Source organism: Arthrobacter sp. CJL-S3 (genome assembly GCF_056711635.1).
This window is the reverse complement of record NZ_CM160046.1, coordinates 733,899-753,080: the sequence shown is the minus strand read 5'-3', so window position 1 is coordinate 753,080 and position 19,182 is coordinate 733,899. Positions and strand designations below refer to the sequence as shown.

Below are 19,182 nucleotides of genomic sequence, written 5' to 3'. Positions count from 1 at the left end.
ATCCGCGCTTCCGGCTGTGCATTACGCGTCTGAGCCCAAGCGGCGAGCAGTGCGCGCACGTTGGCGTGACGTACGTAGTCTACGCAATCTCTTCACCAGCATCGGATCGTGGGCTAGTGCATCCTCGGTGTCGATGAGGGCGTTCAGGAGTTGGTAGTAGTGCGTGGCGGAGAGGTCGAAGAGCTCCCGGATGGCTTGTTCCTTGGCGCCGGCGTATTTCCACCACTGCCGTTCCAGCGCCAGCATCTGCTGGTCCCGGCTGCCCAACGGCGACTCGGGACTGGTCACGGCGGCGACAGATTCCGCCGTCGAAAGGTGCTCCTGCGCTTGTTCGGCCACGACACACTCCCTGCTTGTTCCGGTACGGCTGGATCGGTGAAAAGTCTTCACCCATGTTACGGGCGAATAACAGTGCTGTCATTCGCCACCCTGCGAGAATAAGCCCTGTGCCTACCTCCGACTCCCTTGACTCCGATGCCCTGTTCGAGCTGGAGCCCGCAGTGACCCGATCCGTGGGCTTCGCCGAGCTGGCCAGCCTGCCGCTGCCTGAGCTCGTGGCTGCCGGCTGGGCCGGAGCGCTGGCCCCGGTCGAGGGGAAGTTGCGCGAGGTCCTGTCGTTCCTCGGCCGGGAAGTCGCCGAGGGCCACGAGGTGCTCCCGTCGCCGTCGAACGTGCTGCGGGCGTTCCGGCGGCCGCTGGCGGACGTCCGGGTTCTGATCGTGGGCCAGGATCCGTATCCGACGCCCGGCCATGCCGTCGGGCTGTCCTTCGCCGTCGACGGCGCCACCCGGCCCATCCCGCGCAGCCTCGTGAATATCTACAAGGAACTCGAGGCCGATCTGGGGCTGCCGCCGCGGATCCACGGCGACCTCAGCGGCTGGGCGGACCAGGGGGTGCTGCTGCTGAACAGGGTTCTCAGCGTCCGGGCCGGGGAGGCCGGCTCGCACCGGAACAAGGGCTGGGAAGCCATCACGGCGGCGGCGATCAGCGCCGTGGCGGACCGTGTCACCGCCGACGGCTCGCCCGCGCCGCTCGTGGCGATCCTGTGGGGCCGCGACGCCGGGACCGTCCGGCCGCTGCTGGGCTCCACACCCGTGATCTCCAGCGCCCATCCGAGTCCGCTCTCGGCCTCGCGGGGATTCTTCGGTTCCCGTCCGTTCAGCCATGCCAACACGCTGCTTCAGGAGCAAGGCGACGGCACGGTGGACTGGGAACTTCCTCCGCTCCCCTAGCAGGCGTCCCGGTCGGGCTTCACAGTCAGGCTTCACAGGCAGGGTTCGGCCCAGGGTTGTTGGCGGTTGTTGGCTAGGCTTGGCTTCATGACCTCAGTCCCCGCAGCCACCTCCGCCACCCGGAAATCCCGCCCGCAGACCAACCTCACCGTCCTGCGCCGCGAGCAGCTCTCTCCGCACATGGTCCGGATTATTGCCGGCGGGCCGGGCTTCGCCGGCTACGTGAACAACTCCTTCGTGGACCGTTACGTCAAGATCGTGTTCCCGCAGCCCGGGATCGACTACCCGGAACCGCTGGACCTCTGGGAAGTCCGGGAGTCTATGCCACGGGATCAGTGGCCGCACACCCGGACCTACACCGTCCGCTGGGTCGACGAGGCCGCCGGCGAACTCGCCATCGACTTCGTGATCCACGGCGATGAGGGCCTCGCAGGACCGTGGGCCGCGGCCGCGCGGCCCGGCGACGCCCTGACCTTCACCGGCCCCGGCGGCGGGTACAACCCGGATCCGGCCGCGGACTGGTACCTCTTCGCGGGCGACGAGTCCGCACTGCCGGCCATCGGCGCCTCCATCGAATCGCTGCCGGAGGATGCCCACGGGCTGGCCTTCCTTGAGGTGGACGGCGACGCGGACATCCAGGCCATCGCCGCGCCGGCCGGTGTGGAACTGCGCTGGCTCCTGCGCGGCGGTGTGCCTGCCGGGGCCAGCGGACTGCTGGTCAGCGCGGTGCGCGACGCCACCTGGCCGGAGGGCCGCGTGCAGGTGTTTGCGCACGGCGAGCGCGGCTACATGAAGAGCCTGCGGGAGGTGCTCTACGCGCAGCGCGGGCTGGAGCGCTCCCAGGTTTCGCTCTCCGGCTACTGGGCGATGGGCCGGGTGGAGGACGACTTCCAGGCCGAGAAAAAGCTGCCCATCGGGAAGATCTAACAGCACGATCCGGCCAGGTGTCGCGGGGTTTCCCCACCTTTGCCATCACAACGGCGGGGCTCGCCGGCCCGGCGGCCCGCCACGCCGTCGGGACCCTGCAAAAGTGGGGAAACCCGGCGGCGCAGGGTGCCCAGGAGACCTACCGGCGCCGGGCCCGCCGTCGTTCGTTGCTGGCCAGGCCGCGCGTCAGGGGCCGGGCGAGCGTGTCACCGAGGACGATGCCGGCCGCGACCCCCATCACGATGGCCCCGGCGTTGAGCATCCCGCCGGCGCCGATGAGGATCTCGGATTCCTCAATGGTCAATACATACATGGATCGGAATATGGTGAGTCCGGGCAGCAGGATCAACACTGCCGGAACGGCGACCACCAGCTGCGGGGCGCCCATCCGCAGGGCGAGCACGCGGGCCAGCAGACCGATCACCACGGCGGCGAGGGCCGGTGCGAACCGCGGCCCGATACCCGCGGCTTCACCCCCGATGAGGACCAGGTAACCGATGACGCCCACGGCCGCGGTGGGAAGCAGCAGCGCCCAGCTGGTCTGTTCGGTGATTCCGATCGCGACGACGGCGATGGCAACCATGATGCCCACGGCCCACCATGGATACGCCGGAGGGAATGTTTCCGTAACGTCGATCGACTCCATCCCGGTCATGTCCCCGACCACGAAGCCGACGGCGATGCCGGCCACGAGCGCGCCGAACGTCAGCATGGTGGACAGGAACCGGCCCGCCGCCGTGACCGGGAATCCGTTGATCGCATCCTGCACCGAGGAGACGAGCCGTCCGGTGGGCAGGAGCAGCAGGATGCCACCGACCACCACGATGGCGGGGGGTATCTGGATTCCTACCAGGCCGCCGAAACGCCATAGCAGCAGGGCGATGAAGGTGACCAGGAAGGAACACGAGGCGGTGACGAAGAAGTCCGGGGTGCGCCAGCGCGACAGTTTTCGGGCCAGCAGGCTGACCAGGAGGTTGGACAGGAAGGCGACGGCTGAGGCGGCGAGGTCGCCACCGAGCACCCCGACGAAGACGGCGGAGAACACTCCGAACGCCACCGTGACCATCCAGCGCGGGAAGGGCTTGGAACTGTGCGTGATTTCCTCGAGCCGGCGCACAGCCTCCTCGCGTCCGACCCCGCCGACCACGATGTCCGTGACGAGCTGGTGCACCTTGGCCAGGCCCGCGTAGTTGTTGGTCCAGGACCGCACGACACGGAGCAGCGTGATGGGCGTCTGGTCCTTGGGGGCGTAGTTGATGGCGACGGACTGGTTGGTGATGTCCACTTCGATGTGTTTGAGCCCCAGCGCCGCCGTGATGGCGATGATGCTGGTTTCCACTTCGAGGGCGCCGGCGCCGTACCGGAACATCGACTCGGCCAGGTGCAGCGCGAAGTCGATGGTCTTGCGGGCAGAGGTATCCACCCCGCCCACCTGGATCATCGGGTTGGCGTAGGGGCTACCGGCCAGACGGTCCACGATGCTCATGGGCGCGGTCGGCGGGTTCTCACCCTGGACCAGACGGCGCAGCATCCGCTTGGCAGCGGCGTTCTGCCGCACCTGGGTGGCCGACATCGGCTCGGTCCTGGGCAGTGGGTCGGTGTGCGGCCTGAGGCGGCCGTCGGGTTCCTTGGTCATTCCGGCGTCCTTAATTTCCGTGGCTGCCGGTCTAGTAAAACTGCTGGCCCGTGCGGCGGGTGTAGAGCTGGCGGGCAATGCGTTCCCCCGCGGCCATCCAGGCCTTGTACTTCAGCGGGTTCAGCATCTGGTCATAGCAGCCGACAAAGTCGGTCACGGTCTTGCTGAAGCTGGTCTTGAACAGGCCCAGTCCGTGGAACGGGTTGGACGTGTCCTTGAGCTGGTCGCTGGGGGGCGTGCCGCAGAAGTCGTATTCGGTGCAGCCGAGGTCCTTGAGCTGGTTGATGGCCGTCCACTGCACCAGGTGGGAGTCACCGTACTGGCCGCGTTTCTGCAGCGAGCCGCCGTCCTTGTACGTGCCCTTGCGGCCGTAGTTGATGACGAAGGCTCCCACGGAGGGCACGCCGTCCTCGTAGACGAAGAGCAGCCGGCCCTGGCCGCGGCTGATGAAATTGGTCCAGAACTGGCGGTAGTACTCGTACTCGCGGACCCGGACCTGGGACTTGGCTTCCACGGTGGTGGTCATCAGGGCGTACATCGCGCGGAAATTTTCCTCGGTGGGTTCCACGTTGTGGACCACTACGTCCTCGCGGATGGCGCGCCGGACGGCGTTGCGGCCGCGCGAGTGCAGGTTGCGCAGCAGCTGGTTCTGGTCCGGGGAGATATCGAGCAGGGCCGTGGAGTCGTTGGGCTGCAGGTTGTGGGTCTTGACCAGCCCGGCGCCCTCGATCACCCGCTTGGCCTCCGCGGAGAGCACGATGTCCGGCTCGATCTTGATGGCGAAGACGCCCAGCCGGGCGCGCTTGACGAACTCGGCGTTGGCCGCGGCGATGCCGGGAATGTCCTCGACCGAAGCGACATCCGGGCCCTTGATCAGGTACCAGAGCTTGCCCAGGAGCGGGAAGGACTTCTCGAGGATGAGGTTGTAGCTCGTGTAGTCGGCCGTCTCGTACACAAGGTGAAGGGGCTTCCAGCCGAAGTGCTGCTTGACCTCGGCAAAGGCCTCCGATTGCAGGAGATTGCCGCCATTGGGGTTCGCGGTGACGTGGGCGTCCCAGTTGGCGATCTCTTCGGCAGCGGCGAAGCGGGCGGTGAATTCACGCAAGGGTGCGGCATCCAATCATTGCGGTACGAGCGTCGGCGGCATGCGGACATGCAGGGTCAAGTCTATCCGCCCGGGCCCCTGTTCCCGCCCCGGACGCAGCCGCTACGCTGGAAGCATGCCGCCTGATCAGCAATCGTTAGCCGCAGGATCCGGAAGCCAGGAACACGCGCCCGCAAAGCGCGCTCTGGGACCCCAGTTGCTGGGACTGCTGGCCTTCCTCGCGGCCTCCGCCCTGGTGGCGGGACTGGGCGGACTGGCCACCGCCAACAACGTCGAAGGCTGGTATGCCACCGCGGACAAGGCGCCGTGGTCGCCGCCGAACTGGGTGTTCGGGCCGGTCTGGACGGTCCTCTACACCGCAATGGCCGTGGCGGCCTGGCTGGTCTGGAGGAGCCGGGCGGAAGGGATCAGACCCGCCCTCACCGCCTACGCCGTCCAGCTCGTGCTGAACCTGCTGTGGACGCCGGTCTTCTTCGGCCTGTACCCGGTGCTCGGCACGCCGGCCCTGTGGATCGCCTTTGTCATCATTGTGGCGCTGGCAGTGGCCGTGTCCGTCACCGTGCTGTACTTCGGACCGATCAGCCGCGCGGCCGGGCTCCTGCTGTTGCCCTACCTCGCCTGGATCGTGTTCGCCTCGTCACTGAATCTCTGGATGGCACTCAACAACTGACTTAGCACTCCACCACGTTCACGGCGAGCCCGCCCATCGCGGTCTCCTTGTACTTGGAGCTCATGTCCCGGCCGGTCTCCCGCATCGTGACGATGACCTCATCGAGGGACACACGGTGCGAGCCGTCGCCCCACAGCGCCATCTTGGCGGCGTTGATGGCCTTGGCCGCGGCGATGGCGTTGCGTTCGATGCAGGGGATCTGCACGAGCCCGCCGATCGGGTCGCAGGTCAGGCCGAGGTTGTGCTCCATCGCGATTTCCGCGGCGTTCTCCACCTGCTGGGGCGTGCCGCCCATAACTTCGGCCAGGCCCGCAGCCGCCATCGACGACGCCGAGCCCACCTCGCCCTGGCAGCCGACCTCCGCGCCGGAGATCGAGGCCTGTTCCTTGTACAGCACCCCGATGGCGGCGGCGGTCAGCAGGAACTTGACCACAACGTCGTCGCGGTCCTGCTGAGTGGCCTTGTCCATGCCCGGCGCGAAGTGCAGGGCATAGTAGAGCACCGCGGGGATGATGCCTGCGGCGCCGTTCGTCGGGGCGGTGACCACGCGGCCGCCCGAGGCGTTTTCCTCGTTCACGGCCAGGGCGATCAGGTTCACCCATTCCTGCCAGTACTTCGGGTCGCGGAAGTCGGGGTCCTGGCCGCGGGTTTCCTTCATGAGGCGCTCGTGCCAGTCGGGCGCACGGCGGCGGACCTTGAGCCCGCCGGGCAGCAGTCCTTCGCGCTTGAGGCTGACCTCGACGCAGCTTTCCATCACGGAGTAGATGTGCAGGAGGCCTTCGCGGATCTCCGCCTCGGTCCGGGAGGCGCGCTCGTTGACGAACATGATCTCGCCGATCGAGAGGCCCTTGGACTGGCAACGGCCCAGCAGTTCCGCGGCGGTGCGGAAGGGCAGCGGCAGTTCCTTCTTGGATTCGTCGAGCTCCTTGAGCGCCGCGTCCTCCTCGCCCTCGCGGACGATGAAGCCGCCGCCCACGGAGAAGAACGTGGCGGTGTGCAGGACTTCGCCGTCGGCACCGGAGACGGTGAACGTCATGCCGTTGGTGTGCCGCGGGAGGATGGTCAGGGGGCGCAGGATCATGTCCTTCACGCCGTAGGGCAGCGGGACGGAGCCTGCCAGCTGCAGTTTCCCGGTCTCGGCAATCGTGGCGAGCCGCTCCTCCACTTCCTCGGGGAGGATCAGCTCGGGGTGGAAGCCTTCCAGTCCGAGCAGGATGGCGGTCATGGTGCCGTGGCCGTGCCCGGTGGCGGCGAGGGAGCCGTAGAGGTCAACCCGCAGCGAGGCCACCCGCTCCAGCACACCGGAGGCCTTGAGTTCCCCGGCGAACACCGCCGCGGCCCGCATGGGGCCTACCGTGTGTGAACTGGAGGGCCCTATTCCGATGGAAAAAAGGTCGAAGACTCCAACGGCCATTGTTGTTCCTAACTAGCTAACTGTGACCCGGCAGATGGTCCTGCCGGAAGGCGGTGCGGCCGCCGGGTGGCGGCGGTTCCCCCGGATGCACGACGCCGGGCGGCAGCTTGTGGCGGCGGCCCGGCGTCGTGATCTGTACTGCTTCTACTATCTGTATTACGGCCCTTAGGCGAGGTTGGCAACCGAGGGGTAGAGCGGGTGGGCGGCGGCGAGGGCCTCCACCCGGGAGCGCAGACCGGACAGGTCCGTGCCGGCGTCGGCGATCAGTGCCTCCGCGATGATGTCCGCGACTTCGGCGAACGCCGCCTCGCCGAACCCGCGGGTGGCCAGCGCGGGGGTGCCGATGCGCAGCCCCGAGGTGACCATCGGCGGGCGGGGATCGAACGGCACGGCGTTGCGGTTGACGGTGATGTCGATTTCCGCGAGGCGGTCCTCGGCCTGCTGGCCGTTCAGCTCGCAGTTGCGCAGGTCCACGAGGACCAGGTGCACGTCGGTGCCGCCGGAGATGACGTTGATGCCCTTGGCGGTGACGTCGGGCTGGACCAGCCGTTCGGCGAGGATCCGGGCTCCGGCCAGGACACGCTCCTGGCGTTCCTTGAACTCGGGAGACGCGGCGATCTTGAAGGCCACGGCCTTGCCCGCGATCACGTGTTCCAGCGGGCCGCCCTGCTGGCCGGGGAACACTGCCGAGTTGATCTTCTTGGCGATGTCGGCGTCGTTGGTCAGGATGATGCCGCCGCGCGGACCGGCGAGGGTCTTGTGCGTGGTGGAGGTGGTGACGTGGGCGTGCGGCACCGGGGAGGGGTGCAGCCCGGCGGCGACGAGCCCGGCGAAGTGGGCCATGTCCACCATCAGGTAGGCGCCCACGGAATCGGCGATCCGGCGGAACTCGGCGAAATCCAGCTGCCGGGCGTAGGCCGACCAGCCGGCGACGATCAGCTGCGGCTTGTGCTCCTGGGCCAGGCGCTCCACCTCGGCCATGTCAATCCGGTGGTCGTCCTCGCGGACCTGGTACGGGATTACGTTGTACAGGCGGCCGGAGAAGTTGATCTTCATGCCGTGCGTGAGGTGACCGCCGTGCGCCAGGTTGAGGCCCATGATGGTGTCGCCCGGACGGATCAGGGCGTGCATGACGGAGGCGTTGGCCTGCGCGCCGGAGTGCGGCTGGACGTTGGCGTACTCGGCGCCGAACAGGGCCTTGACCCGGTCGATCGCGAGCTGTTCGACCACGTCAACGTGCTCGCAGCCGCCGTAGTAGCGCTTGCCCGGGTAGCCCTCGGCGTACTTGTTGGTGAGCACGGAACCCTGCGCCTGCATGACGGCCTTGGCGGTGTGGTTCTCCGAGGCGATCATTTCCAGGCCGTCCCGCTGGCGGGTCAGCTCGGCGTCGATCTTCGCGGCGATCTCCGGGTCCAGGGCGGACAGCTCGGCGTCCAGGCTCGGGGAGACGACCTGCTCAAACACGGCTGTGGCTGTGACTGTGACTGTGCCTGCGACCGCGTTCACAGCTCGCCGCCGTTCTTGGACGCGTACTCCTGGGCGGAGAGCAGCGGGCCCTCGGATTCGGCGGCGACCTTGAAGAGCCAGCCGGCACCGTAGGGGTCGCTGTTGATCAGCGCGGGGTCCTCGACGACGGCGGGGTTGGTTTCGGTGACCTCGCCGGTGACGGGGGCGTACAGGTCCGAGACGGACTTGGTGGACTCCACCTCGCCGCAGGTCTCCCCCGCGGTCACCATGGCTCCGACCTCGGGCAGGTCCACGTAGACGATGTCGCCGAGGGCGTCGGTGGCGACCGCCGAGATGCCGATGGACACAATGTTGGATCCGGCGTTGCCGGAATCCCGGGCAACCCACTCGTGCTCGTCGGAGTACTGCAGTTCAGGGGCAACTCTTGCCATGTGTTTTTCCTAAGTCTTGGAGTGGTCGTTGGAGCTAAATCTAGGGGCTACTTTTGGCGCTTGTAGAACGGCAGTGCGACCACTTCGAAGGGTTCGGCCTTGCCGCGCAGGTCGATGTCCAGGGCCGTGCCGGGTTCGGTGAACTCGACGTCGACGTAGGCCATCGCGACCGGGTAGCCCAGCGTCGGGCTGGGCTGGCCGGAGGTGACCTCGCCGACGGTGTTGCCGTCCTTCAGGACCGGGTAGTGGCCGCGGCCGGCCCGGCGGCCGAGGCCCTTGAGCCCGACCAGTTTGCGGCCCGCGGTGGTGCCTGCTCCGGCTTCTTTCTTGGCGGCGAGGGCAGCTTTGCCGACGAAGTCGCCTTCCTTGGAGAGCGCCACGACCGGGCCCAGCCCGGCGGCGAAGGGGTCGCCGTCGAGGGAGAGCTCGTTGCCGTAGAGCGGCATCCCGGCCTCGAGCCGGAGCGAGTCGCGGGACGCGAGCCCGGCGGGGGTCAGCTCGCCGTCGTCGGCGATGGCCACGAGCGCCTGCCAGAGGGCGGCGGCGTCGTCGTTCGCGACGAAGATCTCGAAGCCGTCCTCGCCGGTGTAGCCGGTGCGGGCGAGCAGGAGCTCCTGGCTGGCGCCGCCGAACATAAAGGGCACGTCGACGGCGGCGTAGTACTTCAGGCCGGTGACGAGGTCGTGCTGTGCGGCCGGAACGAGGCGCAGCAGGATCTCCTGGGCTTTGGGGCCCTGCACGGCGATCAGCGAGGTTCCGGCGGAGGCGTCCTCGACGGTGACGTCGAAGCCGCCGGCCTTGCCGGAACCGGCCCGCTCGGCCAGCTCCGCGGCCACGACCTTGGCGTTCCCGGCGTTGGGGACCACCAGGAATTTCTGGTCGCCGCGGCGGTAGGTGATGAGGTCGTCGATGATGCCGCCGTTTTCGTTGCAGATCAGCGAGTACTTGGCCTTGCCGACCGCCATCGCGGAGATCTTGCCGACCAGGGCGTAGTCCAGGAAGGCCGCGGCGTCGGGGCCGGTGACCCAGACTTCGCCCATATGGGAGAGGTCGTAGAGGCCCGCGGACTTGCGGACGGCGTGGTGCTCGGCCAGCTCGGAGCTGTACTTGAGCGGCATCTGCCAGCCGCCGAAGTCGGTGAAGGAGGCGCCGAGCTTCTTGTGCTCTTCGTAAAGTGCCGTGTAGTTCTCAGTCATCGGTGGCTGTCCCTAGTTGTGAGAGTCGGAGTTGGCGGAGTCGTCGGAGTGGACTGCTGTGTCCTCTTCGAAGGCTTCGAGGGGTGGGCAGGAACAGATCAGATTCCGGTCCCCGGCGGCGCCGTCGATCCGGCCGACCGGCGGGAAGTACTTGTCCTGCTTGAGCGTGTGGACCGGGAAAGCCGCCTGCTCACGCGGGTACTCGCGGGCCCAGTCGCTGTTGATGACGGCGGCGGCGGTGTGGGGTGCGTTGCGCAGCGGGCTGTGCTCGACGGTGAAATCGCCGTGCGCCACCTGGTCGATCTCGGCGCGGATGGAGATCATGGCCGTGATGAAGCGGTCAATCTCGCCGATGTCCTCGGACTCGGTGGGCTCGACCATCAGGGTGCCGGCCACCGGGAACGCCAGGGTGGGGGCGTGGAAGCCGTAGTCGATCAGGCGCTTGGCGACGTCCTCGGCGGTCACGCCGGTCTTGGCCGTGAGTTCGCGCAGGTCCAGGATGCACTCGTGGGCCACGAGTCCGCCTTCGCCGGTGTAGAGCACCGGGAAGAAGTCGTTCAGGCGGGCCGCGATGTAGTTGGCGGCGAGCAGGGCCGACTTGGTGGCCTCGGTGAGGCCCTGGCCGCCCATGAGCTTCACGTAGGCCCAGGAGATCGGCAGCACGCCGGCCGAGCCGTAGCGCGATGCGGAGATCGGGGTCCCGCTTTCGCCGTTGGCCGGATCGGCGGCGTTCCCCGGCATGAACGGCGCCAGGTGGGCCTTGGCCGCGACCGGGCCGACGCCGGGGCCGCCGCCGCCGTGCGGGATGCAGAAGGTCTTGTGCAGGTTCAGGTGGGAGACGTCGCCGCCGAACAGGCCCGGCTGGGCCAGCCCGACGAGGGCGTTGAGGTTGGCGCCGTCGATGTAGACCTGGCCGCCAGCGGCGTGGATGGCGTCGCAGACCTCGCGGACGTCGGCGTCGAACACCCCGTGCGTGGAGGGGTAGGTGATCATGATCGCGGACAGCGCGTCCTTGTGCAGCTCGATCTTGGCCTGCAGGTCGGCGTGGTCGATGGTGCCGTCGGCGGCGGTGGCCACGACAACAACCTTCATCCCGGCCAGCACCGCCGAGGCGGCGTTGGTGCCGTGCGCGGAGGCCGGGATCAGGCAGACATTGCGCTGGGCATCACCGCGGGAGCGGTGGTAGCCGCGGATGGCCAGCAGGCCGGCGAGCTCGCCCTGCGACCCGGCGTTGGGCTGGATGGAGACCTGGTCGTAGCCGGTGATCTCGGTCAACTGGGACTCGAGGTCCTCGATGAGTTCGCGCCAGCCGGCGGTCTGGGATTCCGGGGCAAAGGGGTGGATGGAGGCGAACTCCGGCCAGGAGATGGCTTCCATTTCGGCCGTGGCGTTCAGCTTCATGGTGCACGAACCCAGCGGGATCATGGTGCGGTCCAGGGCCAGGTCGCGGTCCGAGAGGCGGCGGATGTAGCGCAGCAGCTGGGTCTCGGAGCGGTGCGTGTTGAAGACCGGGTGCTGCAGGTAGTCCGAAGTGCGCTCGACGGCGGCATCCAGTGCGGAGGCATCTGCGGATTCGACCACAGCGGCGCCGAAGGCTGCGACGACGTCGGCGACGATGGCCGCCGTCGTCGCCTCATCGGCGGAGATGCCGACGGTGTCCGCGTCGATGCCGCGCAGGTTGATGCCCTTGGCCTCGGCGGCGGCGATGATCTGCGCGGCTTTGCCGGGGACCGAGACGGTCACGGTGTCGAAGAAACTGGTGTGCAGCACGTCCAGGCCGGCGGCCTTCAGCGAGGCGGCGATGGTCCTGGCGTGGCCGTGGGTGGTCTCGGCGATGGCCTTCAGGCCGTCCGGGCCGTGGTAAACGGCGTAGAAGGAGGACACGATCGCCAGCAGGGCCTGCGCGGTGCAGATGTTGGAGGTGGCCTTCTCGCGGCGGATGTGCTGCTCGCGGGTCTGGAGGGCCAGGCGGTAGGCCGGGACGCCGGCGTTGTCCTTGGAGACTCCGACGAGACGGCCGGGCATGGACCGCTCGAGGCCCTTCTGGACCGCCATGTAGGCGGCGTGCGGGCCGCCGAAGAACAGCGGGACGCCGAAACGCTGCGCGGAGCCGACGGCGATGTCGGCGCCCTGCTCGCCGGGAGGGGTGATGAGGGTCAGGGACAGGAGGTCCGCGGCGACCGTGACGAGGGCGCCGCGTTCCTTGGCGTCGGCGATCACGGCGGTGTGGTCAAACACGCGGCCGGAGGCGCCGGGCTGCTGCAGGACAACGCCGTTGATAACGCCCTCGGGCAGGCTCTTGGAGAGATCGGCGACCTCGACCTCGAAGCCGAGCGCCTCGGCGCGGCCCTTGACGATCGCGATGGTCTGCGGCAGGCAGTCGGCGTCGAGGACGGTCTTGCCGTCGTGCGCCGTCTTGTTCTTGTTCGCCCGGCGCATCATAAGCACGGCCTCGGCGACGGCGGTGGCTTCGTCCAGCAGCGAGGCGTTGGCAATGGGCAGGCCCACGAGGTCCTGAACCATGGTCTGGAAGTTCAGCAGCGCCTCGAGCCGGCCCTGGGAGATTTCCGGCTGGTACGGCGTGTAGGCCGTGTACCAGGCCGGGGCTTCGAGGATGTTGCGGCGGATGACGGGCGGGGTGAGGGTGTCGTAGTAGCCCTGCCCGATCATCTGGACGGCGGTTTTGTTCTTCGCGGCGAGCTTGCGCAGCTCGGCGAGGACCTCGACTTCGCTGAGCGCCTGGCCGAGGGCCAGTGCGGAGTCCTGCCGGATGACCTTCGGGACGGCCGTGTCTACGAGCGCATCGACGGTGTCGTAGCCGACAGCCTTCAGCATGGCGTCGACGTCGGCCTGGCGGCGGGCGCCGATGTGCCGGTCAACGAAGGACGTGGAGGCTGAGGTAACAGTCACAAGGAACTCCATAACTAAGGCGGCGCAGGGTACGCCACATTGATTCGGGTTCCTCCCCGCTCTGTATTGGACCTGAGAGTTTCCGCGCAGCCGTGCTCTCGCATGGCTCCGCTTGCACCGTCGGTGAGCACAGCATGTCAAAAGACAGCCTGCTACTTTCCAGAGTTGCCTTGCCGCGGCGGTACGTGGGCCTGAGAGATTCCTGGGGAGGGTTTGCTCCTACGGCGCCTGCTTGTACCTACTTGCAGAACTCTCCCGCCGCAGATCAAAGGCATATTAAATTTGCGTGACAACAGTCACAGCCCCTATTGTCCTACGCCCGGCCCGCGTCCGCAAACTAGTGACGCGCCGGTACCGCCGTCGGGAGCGTCGCGGGTTCAGCCGGCCTACCGGCGGAGCCGCTCAAGGGCAGTGAGCAGGCTTTCGACGTCGGGGCCGACCTCCGGGAGCGGACCGCCCGGGCCGCGTGCCAGCATGGCGTTGAAGTACAGCCCGTCCCCCATGTAGAGGACCGGTTTGGCCATGGCGGGGCCGACGTCGGCCGCCAGCAGTTCCAGCCAGCTCGCCTGGACCGCGGCCATCCGGCGCAGGGTTTCCTGGTGGGCCACTTCAGCCAGGCGGGTGGCGGCCACGAAGACCCGGTCCAGCGGCGTGTCCGCCCAGACCGAGGACTTGATGAAGAACGCCGCGGCGCCTTCCGGCGCGGCCGCCATGGCTGCGAGGTCCTCGGCGAGCAGCCGGTCCAGCCGTTCCAGCAGGACGGAAATCATCGCCTCCTTGTTGGGGAAGTGGTAGAGCAGCCCGCCCTTGGAGACGCCGGCGAGCCGGGCGACGGCATCCAGCGTCGCGGCACGTTCACCCTCTCCGATCAGCAGGGATTCGAAGGCGTCAAGGACGGCTTCGCGGGCGACGGGTTTTCTGGCCATGGTTCCAATCATGCCCCGCGGCGGGGGCGTGTCTTAACGGGCAGTTTCTTAACTATACCGTCCAGACGGTACAGTTATCTTCATGAGCAACACATCTATCACCCGCAGCAGCACCGGAACCGCCGGCAACTTCGCCGCCGGAACGAAGCAGGCGCCGCGTGCTCCGTGGCGCGACTGGCTGGCACTGGCACTGCTGATGTTTCCCGTGCTGCTCGTGGCCGTCGACAACACGGCCCTGACCTTCGCCCTGCCGGCCATCGCGCGCAGCCTCGATGCCTCCGGCGTGGAACTGCTATGGATTGTTGATGCCTATCCCCTGGTCCTCGCCGGTCTCCTGGTCGCGATGGGCAGCCTCGGTGACAGAATCGGCCGCCGCCGGCTGCTCTTCGTCGGCAGCACCGGCTTCGCCGCCGTCTCAGCGGTCACGGCCTTCGCCCCCAGCGCCGAGTGGCTGATCGCCGGGCGTGCGGGGCTGGGGTTTTTCGGCGCCATGCTGATGCCCTCCACCCTGTCCCTGATCCGCAACATCTTCCCCGAGCCCAACCGGCGGCGTCTGGCCGTGGCGATCTGGGCCGCCGGATTCTCCGGCGGTGCCGCGCTGGGCCCGATCTTCGGCGGCTGGCTGGTGGAGCACTTCTGGTGGGGCGCGGTGCTGCTGGTGGCCGTCCCGATCATCCTGCCGCTGCTGGTCCTGGGCCCGGCCCTGATCCCGGAATCCCGCGACCCGAACCCGGGCCGGGTGGACGTGCCCAGCATCGTCCTGTCCCTGCTGGTCATGGTGCCGGTGGTCTACGGCATCAAGGTCTTGGCCACACACGGCCTGGCGCTGGAACCGCTGGCCGCCATCGGCTTCGGCCTGCTGATGGGGTACGTCTTCATCCGGCGGCAGCGGCTACTGGCGTCCGGCCTGCCGCTGGCAGCAAACCGGGCTGCTCCCCTGCTGGACCTCAGCCTCTTCGGCAACCGGGTCTTCAGCACCGCCATCATCGCCAACGTGCTGGCGCTGTTCTCCTTCAACGGCTTCATCCTGTTCCTGGCCCAGCACCTGCAGCTGATCGAGGGGCAGTCCCCCTCGGAATCCGGTGTCGCCATGGTGCCCGCGCTCATCGCGACCGTCCTGGCCGGCCTGCTGGTGGTGCCGCTCGTGAAGAAGGTCCGCCCTGGTTTTGTGGTCGCGGGCGGGCTGCTCCTGAGTGCCGGCGGCTACTTCCTTGTCGCCTTCGGCGACCACGGCAACGGCCCGGCGCTGCTGCTGGCGGCCCTGCTGGTGCTGTGCCTCGGCGTCGGCGCCGCGGAGACCATTTCCAACGACCTGATCCTCGGTGCCGCACCGGCGGAGAAGTCCGGGGCGGCGGCCGCTATTTCGGAGACCGGCTACGAAATCGGTTCCCTGCTGGGCACCGCCATCCTCGGATCCATCCTGACGGCGTCCTACCAGGGCAATCTGCGGCTTCCCGCCGGCGTCGAGGACGCGGCACCGGCTGAGGCATCAGCCCAGGCGGGCGAGACGCTCGCCGGGGCCGTCGAACTGGCGCAGGCCCTCCCGGGACCGCTGGCGGAGGGCGTGATGACCGCAGCCCGGGCCGCGTTCGATTCAGGCGTCCACATCACGGCCACGATTGCCCTCGTGCTCATGGCCGGCGCGTCGGTGCTCGCCGCCGTCGTGCTACGGAAGGTGCCGACCGCCAAATAGAACGCTAAACAACCGGAAAACGGGGAACCGGACCGCTCCCGAGCCGGCCGGCGGCGCTGCATGAACGCCAAGCGCCCGGCGCTGCTTAAACGCCAAGCGCCCGGCGCCGGTGGGAACCGGGGCCGGGCGCTGGGATCTGCCGGGGAACGCTACTTGCTGTCCGCCGTGGTGACGCTGGAGTTGGCCCGCATCGTCTCCGCATTGACCATCCAGGCGTACTGCTCGAACTTGGCGATGAACCCGTGCAGCAGGTCCGCCGTGGTGGGGTCTTCTTCGTCGACTTCGTCGTGGACTTTGCGCATGGTGCCGACGGCGGCCTCAAGGGCTGCGACGATCCGCTCAATGGCGTCCTTGGTGTTGATCAGGCCGCTGGGGAACTCGGCGAGCGCCGTGGACTTCGACACCGTGGAGCTGCGGCCGTCCGGAAGAGCGTGGAGTGCGCGCATGCGCTCGGCCAGGTCATCCGCGAACTCACGGGCAGAGTCGATGATCTCGTCCAGCTGCAGGTGGAGGTCCCGGAAGTTCGTTCCGACAATGTTCCAGTGCGCCTGCTTGCCCTGAACGTGAAGTTCGATCAGGTCAACAAGCACCGCCTGCAGGTTCGTCGTGAGGGTCGGTGAAGCTTTCATGCGTCCTCCTGAGTAGGTGCGATACCGTGGCGTCCGGTATCGCTAGGTCCGATATCTTCGACGCTACCGCAGGGCGCAACGGGACCGCGACGGTCCCGGAGGAATTTCTCGGTCAGCTTACTAAGTCGGCTTACTACCCGCGGCGGGCACCCCCTGGCCCAGGACGCCGGCGGCTGGCCGGACAGGCCTCACCAGTAATGCGCGACGTCGATCACGAGCCGTGAGCCCGCGGCCGGTCCCTCCAGGGTAAACACGCGGAACGGCAGCCGGGCCCGGACTCCGAGGCCGAGGCTTGAATAGCCTTCGAAGCTGCCGGCCCATGCCACCTGCCGGAAGGTCTGGTAACCGCTGACGTTGCTCAGTTCCTTGGGGTCGGCCGGATTGTAGGTGGCGTTGCCGTTCACGTAGGCCGGGGCGTTGGCCGTGACCTGGAGGAACGCCTGGCCGCGCAGCGGGACAGGGAACCCCGAACCGTCCTGCGTGACCTGCGGAACGTAGCGGACGGTGTAGCCGGCGACGGGCCCGTTGAGGTCGATGACCAGCCGGTCGAAGCAGTAGTGCTGCCCCGTGCGGACATTCGTCACCTGGGCCTGGCTCATCAGCGGGTCGGCCTTCATCAGCGACCCCCACACCAGTCCGCAGTAGGGTGCCGCCGCCGCGGGACCGGGCGCCACGAGCCCCGAGCCCACAGCCATCAGGATCGCTACCAGCCACACCCGGAACTTCTTCATTTGGGCCGCCCCCTCGAGTGATGAGATAGCAACAGGATAGGAGCGTTTCCGGGCCGAATCGAGGGGCCGGCCGGATCTGCGCCGAACCGTTAGGCTGCGCCGCGCCGGGTTACGGGACGGTTGCACCGCCGTCGTCCTGTGGTCGGGAACTCCCGGCAACGGCGAAGCGCCGGTCCCTTGCGGAATCCGGCGCTTCGCGGTGCCTTGCTGGAAGTTGTGAAGTGGTGGTGCGCGGTGGAAAGTCCCCTAGCCTTCGCAGTCGCGGCAGTACTTCAGGCCGTTCTTTTCCTTGGCCACCTGCGACCGGTGACGGACCAGGAAGCAGGAGGAGCAGGTGAATTCATCGGACTGCTCGGGAACTACAACGACGGTCAGTTCTTCGCCGGAAAGATCAGCGCCGGGAAGGTCGATGCCTTCAGCGGTGTCGTTCTCGTCGACGTCGATGACTGCAGTCTGGGCGCCTCCACTGCGAGACGCCTGAAGTGCCTCCAGCGACTCGGCGGGAGATTCTTCTTCTGTCTTGCGTGGTGCGTCGTAATCGGTAGCCATTTGGGGGTTCACTTTCGTTGCTGCGCCGCGCCATTTCAGGCACTTCAGTGAAGCAGTTTAGGACATTATGCACGCAGTTGAAGAATAGTGTGCCGAATCAGACACTTTGCGTCGCACGGCCCTCCGATTGGGACGGGAGGGGTCCAACGACGGGCGCCACGGCTCCCCCGAGGGTCGACGCCGGGCAGCCTGCACGACGGGCTGTGCGCTCAGGCGACGGGCCAGATGATGAGCGTCTTCCAGGTCGCCGGGTCCGGCTCCGCCGCCGGGTCGCTGAGGTAGTACTCCCACATCGCGGTGCCGGGCGTCAGGCCTTCGGCCTGCATCTTCTCCATGATCGCCCCGTACGTTTCGGGGAGAGTCTCATAAGGACCGACGTGCATCGCTTCGAAGGCCCGGCCGGCCGGCAGGGAACCTGCGGTCACACCGCTGTCGCCGCCGCCGGGAAAGGGCGCCGCGACCGGAAAGCCGGCTTCGACGTCGACGACGTCGGTCGGCATCCCGCGGTACATCGCGAAGGGCGGTCCGGCCAGCTGGACGTGCTGTTGTTCCGCCGCACTCATCACCGAGCTGTAGGCGCGGCCGAAGAACTCGCGGAGCCCCTTCATCGGGACGGTCTCGCGCAGCACCGCCGTCGGCTGTTCCTGCAGCTGCGTGGCTTTGATGTCCGGCGTCTTGTCCGGGTTTGATTCAGTCATAGGCCCAGACTCCGCCGCGCGGTTTCCGTCGGCTAGGGCCTAACGTCCCGCCGGCGTCCCGTCGGGGATCCTTGTCCGGGGGCCCCACGACGGCGGCGCGGGAGCCGGCCGTTGCTCAGTCGATCACGGACAGGTCGGGGATCCATTTTTCCTGGCCCTCCTGCGCGCTGAACATCAGGACCCAGACCCCGTCCTTGGCCCCATGGATGTCCGTGAACGGCGTGAAAGCGAAAAACAGCTGGCTGCGGGCCTGGGTATCGGTGCTTTGCATTTCGACGACCTTGAACTCGAGCTGTTCCCAGGAGCCGTCATAGAAAATGAAATTGTTGGATTCAGTAACAATGACCATGCGCTGCGGGTCCGAGAGCCCGGAGAGGGCACTCTCCTGGCCCGGTCCGGACGGCGCGGAGACTTCTGCGTAGGCCGTGGGAAAAAGCGGCGAGACACGCGACGGCGCCATTTTGGTGTAGTTGCTGCCGGTCGCTGCGGGCGTGGCTGTGGCGGCGCCGTCAGGCTGGACGCTCCCGCGGGCGGTCGCTTCCTTGAGCCGTTCGTCGTCGATGATCTCGGCACCGGTGCTTGTCCGGGATACCTTCCCGGACGCCGGGACGGCGTCCTCCGGGTAGACCTCACGCAGGAACGCCCCGAAGGCCAGCTGGTCATCCCGGCTCTGCTGCTCGAACGTGGCCTGGTCCATGGCCTCCAGCGCGCTGATCTTCTGCTGCTGCTCCGCTGTCAGCGCCTGGTACGGCGCACTGTCCGCCAAGGCAGCCGATGCCGGGGCCGCGGGCGGCGCGGAGGGGGCAGCGGCCGAGGCCGTTGCACCGGTCTGGGTGGGGGCGGCGGGCTGGGTGGAGGCGCCCGGTTCGGCGGGGGCGCTGGCCATGCAGCCGGACAGCAGGGCGGCCAGGGTGAACATCGTCAGGCCGGCGGCAGCGGCGCGCCGGTGCAGGTATCTGGCGGTCATG

18 protein-coding genes and 2 riboswitches are annotated in these 19,182 nt (G+C 67.8%); of the genes, 4 read left to right on the top strand and 14 right to left on the bottom strand.

Going from position 1 to position 19,182, the window contains the following annotated elements:
- Positions 1 to 21: 21 nt before the first annotated feature.
- A complete protein-coding gene (locus AC06G6_RS03480; protein ID WP_479826391.1) occupies positions 22 to 339 on the bottom strand; it encodes a DUF3263 domain-containing protein in 318 nt (105 codons plus the stop codon).
- Positions 340 to 446: 107 nt separating this feature from the next.
- Here AC06G6_RS03480 and AC06G6_RS03475 point away from each other — a divergent pair, with 107 nt between their 5' ends.
- Positions 447 to 1,232: a uracil-DNA glycosylase gene (locus tag AC06G6_RS03475; protein WP_479826389.1), complete on the top strand. Its 786-nt coding sequence runs from the start codon at positions 447 to 449 to the stop codon at positions 1,230 to 1,232.
- Positions 1,233 to 1,319: 87 nt separating this feature from the next.
- A complete protein-coding gene (locus tag AC06G6_RS03470; protein WP_479826387.1) occupies positions 1,320 to 2,159 on the top strand; it encodes a siderophore-interacting protein in 840 nt (279 codons plus the stop codon).
- A 139-nt stretch (positions 2,160 to 2,298) separates the two neighbouring features.
- On the opposite strand, the gene AC06G6_RS03465 is transcribed toward AC06G6_RS03470, so the two are convergent.
- Both AC06G6_RS03465 and AC06G6_RS03460 read right to left on the bottom strand, forming a co-directional pair.
- Entirely contained in the window at positions 2,299 to 3,795 is a 1,497-nt protein-coding gene (locus AC06G6_RS03465; RefSeq protein WP_479826385.1) for a threonine/serine exporter family protein, read from the bottom strand.
- 31 nt (positions 3,796 to 3,826) lie between these two features.
- Complete coding sequence (locus AC06G6_RS03460) at positions 3,827 to 4,900, bottom strand: lipid II:glycine glycyltransferase FemX (RefSeq protein WP_479826383.1); 1,074 nt, start codon at positions 4,898 to 4,900, stop codon at positions 3,827 to 3,829.
- A gap of 115 nt (positions 4,901 to 5,015) precedes the next feature.
- Between AC06G6_RS03460 and AC06G6_RS03455 the strand changes: the two genes are divergently transcribed.
- On the top strand, positions 5,016 to 5,570 hold the full coding sequence (locus AC06G6_RS03455; RefSeq protein WP_479826379.1) for a TspO/MBR family protein: 555 nt from the start codon (positions 5,016 to 5,018) through the stop codon (positions 5,568 to 5,570).
- 1 nt (position 5,571) lies between these two features.
- Here AC06G6_RS03455 and AC06G6_RS03450 read toward each other — a convergent pair whose 3' ends face one another.
- The 6 genes from AC06G6_RS03450 to AC06G6_RS03425 form a co-directional block, all read right to left on the bottom strand.
- A complete protein-coding gene (locus AC06G6_RS03450) occupies positions 5,572 to 6,984 on the bottom strand; it encodes an L-serine ammonia-lyase (protein ID WP_479826377.1) in 1,413 nt (470 codons plus the stop codon).
- Positions 6,985 to 7,149: 165 nt separating this feature from the next.
- On the bottom strand, positions 7,150 to 8,448 hold the full coding sequence (gene glyA, locus AC06G6_RS03445; RefSeq protein WP_479826375.1) for a serine hydroxymethyltransferase: 1,299 nt from the start codon (positions 8,446 to 8,448) through the stop codon (positions 7,150 to 7,152).
- Between the two features lie 38 nt (positions 8,449 to 8,486).
- Positions 8,487 to 8,882 (bottom strand): glycine cleavage system protein GcvH, encoded by a 396-nt coding sequence (gene gcvH / locus AC06G6_RS03440; RefSeq protein WP_282382059.1) that lies wholly within the window; start codon positions 8,880 to 8,882, stop codon positions 8,487 to 8,489.
- A gap of 47 nt (positions 8,883 to 8,929) precedes the next feature.
- Entirely contained in the window at positions 8,930 to 10,078 is a 1,149-nt protein-coding gene (gene gcvT, locus AC06G6_RS03435; RefSeq protein WP_479826371.1) for a glycine cleavage system aminomethyltransferase GcvT, read from the bottom strand.
- Positions 10,079 to 10,090: 12 nt separating this feature from the next.
- A complete protein-coding gene (gene gcvP / locus AC06G6_RS03430) occupies positions 10,091 to 13,000 on the bottom strand; it encodes an aminomethyl-transferring glycine dehydrogenase (RefSeq protein ID WP_479826369.1) in 2,910 nt (969 codons plus the stop codon).
- A 39-nt stretch (positions 13,001 to 13,039) separates the two neighbouring features.
- Positions 13,040 to 13,156: riboswitch (glycine riboswitch) on the bottom strand.
- A gap of 1 nt (position 13,157) precedes the next feature.
- A riboswitch (glycine riboswitch) is annotated at positions 13,158 to 13,256 on the bottom strand.
- Positions 13,257 to 13,374: 118 nt separating this feature from the next.
- Entirely contained in the window at positions 13,375 to 13,914 is a 540-nt protein-coding gene (locus AC06G6_RS03425; RefSeq protein WP_479826367.1) for a TetR/AcrR family transcriptional regulator, read from the bottom strand.
- An 82-nt stretch (positions 13,915 to 13,996) separates the two neighbouring features.
- Here AC06G6_RS03425 and AC06G6_RS03420 point away from each other — a divergent pair, with 82 nt between their 5' ends.
- Complete coding sequence (locus AC06G6_RS03420; protein ID WP_479826365.1) at positions 13,997 to 15,607, top strand: MFS transporter; 1,611 nt, start codon at positions 13,997 to 13,999, stop codon at positions 15,605 to 15,607.
- Positions 15,608 to 15,756: 149 nt separating this feature from the next.
- Here AC06G6_RS03420 and AC06G6_RS03415 read toward each other — a convergent pair whose 3' ends face one another.
- The 5 genes from AC06G6_RS03415 to AC06G6_RS03395 all read right to left on the bottom strand — a co-directional run bounded on the left by AC06G6_RS03415 (position 15,757) and on the right by AC06G6_RS03395 (position 19,181).
- Entirely contained in the window at positions 15,757 to 16,236 is a 480-nt protein-coding gene (locus tag AC06G6_RS03415) for a Dps family protein (RefSeq protein ID WP_479826363.1), read from the bottom strand.
- A 188-nt stretch (positions 16,237 to 16,424) separates the two neighbouring features.
- The gene (locus AC06G6_RS03410) at positions 16,425 to 16,967 is read right to left on the bottom strand and encodes an AMIN-like domain-containing (lipo)protein (RefSeq protein ID WP_479826361.1); all 543 of its coding nucleotides are present in this window, start codon (positions 16,965 to 16,967) and stop codon (positions 16,425 to 16,427) included.
- A gap of 246 nt (positions 16,968 to 17,213) precedes the next feature.
- Positions 17,214 to 17,516 carry a DUF4193 domain-containing protein gene (locus AC06G6_RS03405; RefSeq protein WP_307463465.1) on the bottom strand — a complete coding sequence of 101 codons (303 nt, stop codon included), beginning with the start codon at positions 17,514 to 17,516 and terminating at the stop codon, positions 17,214 to 17,216.
- Between the two features lie 209 nt (positions 17,517 to 17,725).
- Positions 17,726 to 18,214: a GyrI-like domain-containing protein gene (locus tag AC06G6_RS03400; protein WP_479826358.1), complete on the bottom strand. Its 489-nt coding sequence runs from the start codon at positions 18,212 to 18,214 to the stop codon at positions 17,726 to 17,728.
- A 115-nt stretch (positions 18,215 to 18,329) separates the two neighbouring features.
- Positions 18,330 to 19,181, bottom strand: coding sequence for a hypothetical protein (locus AC06G6_RS03395; RefSeq protein WP_479826356.1), 852 nt, complete (start codon positions 19,179 to 19,181; stop codon positions 18,330 to 18,332).
- Position 19,182 lies beyond the last annotated feature (1 nt).

Excerpts from the sequence above, each read along its gene's own strand:
- AC06G6_RS03470 (WP_479826387.1), top strand. The coding sequence starts at position 1,320 with ATGACCTCAGTCCCCGCAGCCACCTCCGCCACCCGGAAATCCCGCCCG.
- AC06G6_RS03465 (WP_479826385.1), bottom strand. The coding sequence starts at position 3,795 with ATGACCAAGGAACCCGACGGCCGCCTCAGGCCGCACACCGACCCACTG.
- AC06G6_RS03455 (WP_479826379.1), top strand. The coding sequence starts at position 5,016 with ATGCCGCCTGATCAGCAATCGTTAGCCGCAGGATCCGGAAGCCAGGAA.
- AC06G6_RS03450 (WP_479826377.1), bottom strand. The coding sequence starts at position 6,984 with ATGGCCGTTGGAGTCTTCGACCTTTTTTCCATCGGAATAGGGCCCTCC.
- gcvH (WP_282382059.1), bottom strand. The coding sequence starts at position 8,882 with ATGGCAAGAGTTGCCCCTGAACTGCAGTACTCCGACGAGCACGAGTGG.
- gcvT (WP_479826371.1), bottom strand. The coding sequence starts at position 10,078 with ATGACTGAGAACTACACGGCACTTTACGAAGAGCACAAGAAGCTCGGC.
- gcvP (WP_479826369.1), bottom strand. The coding sequence starts at position 13,000 with ATGGAGTTCCTTGTGACTGTTACCTCAGCCTCCACGTCCTTCGTTGAC.
- AC06G6_RS03425 (WP_479826367.1), bottom strand. The coding sequence starts at position 13,914 with ATGGCCAGAAAACCCGTCGCCCGCGAAGCCGTCCTTGACGCCTTCGAA.
- AC06G6_RS03420 (WP_479826365.1), top strand. The coding sequence starts at position 13,997 with ATGAGCAACACATCTATCACCCGCAGCAGCACCGGAACCGCCGGCAAC.
- AC06G6_RS03415 (WP_479826363.1), bottom strand. The coding sequence starts at position 16,236 with ATGAAAGCTTCACCGACCCTCACGACGAACCTGCAGGCGGTGCTTGTT.
- AC06G6_RS03410 (WP_479826361.1), bottom strand. The coding sequence starts at position 16,967 with ATGAAGAAGTTCCGGGTGTGGCTGGTAGCGATCCTGATGGCTGTGGGC.
- AC06G6_RS03405 (WP_307463465.1), bottom strand. The coding sequence starts at position 17,516 with ATGGCTACCGATTACGACGCACCACGCAAGACAGAAGAAGAATCTCCC.
- AC06G6_RS03400 (WP_479826358.1), bottom strand. The coding sequence starts at position 18,214 with ATGACTGAATCAAACCCGGACAAGACGCCGGACATCAAAGCCACGCAG.
- AC06G6_RS03395 (WP_479826356.1), bottom strand. The coding sequence starts at position 19,181 with ATGACCGCCAGATACCTGCACCGGCGCGCCGCTGCCGCCGGCCTGACG.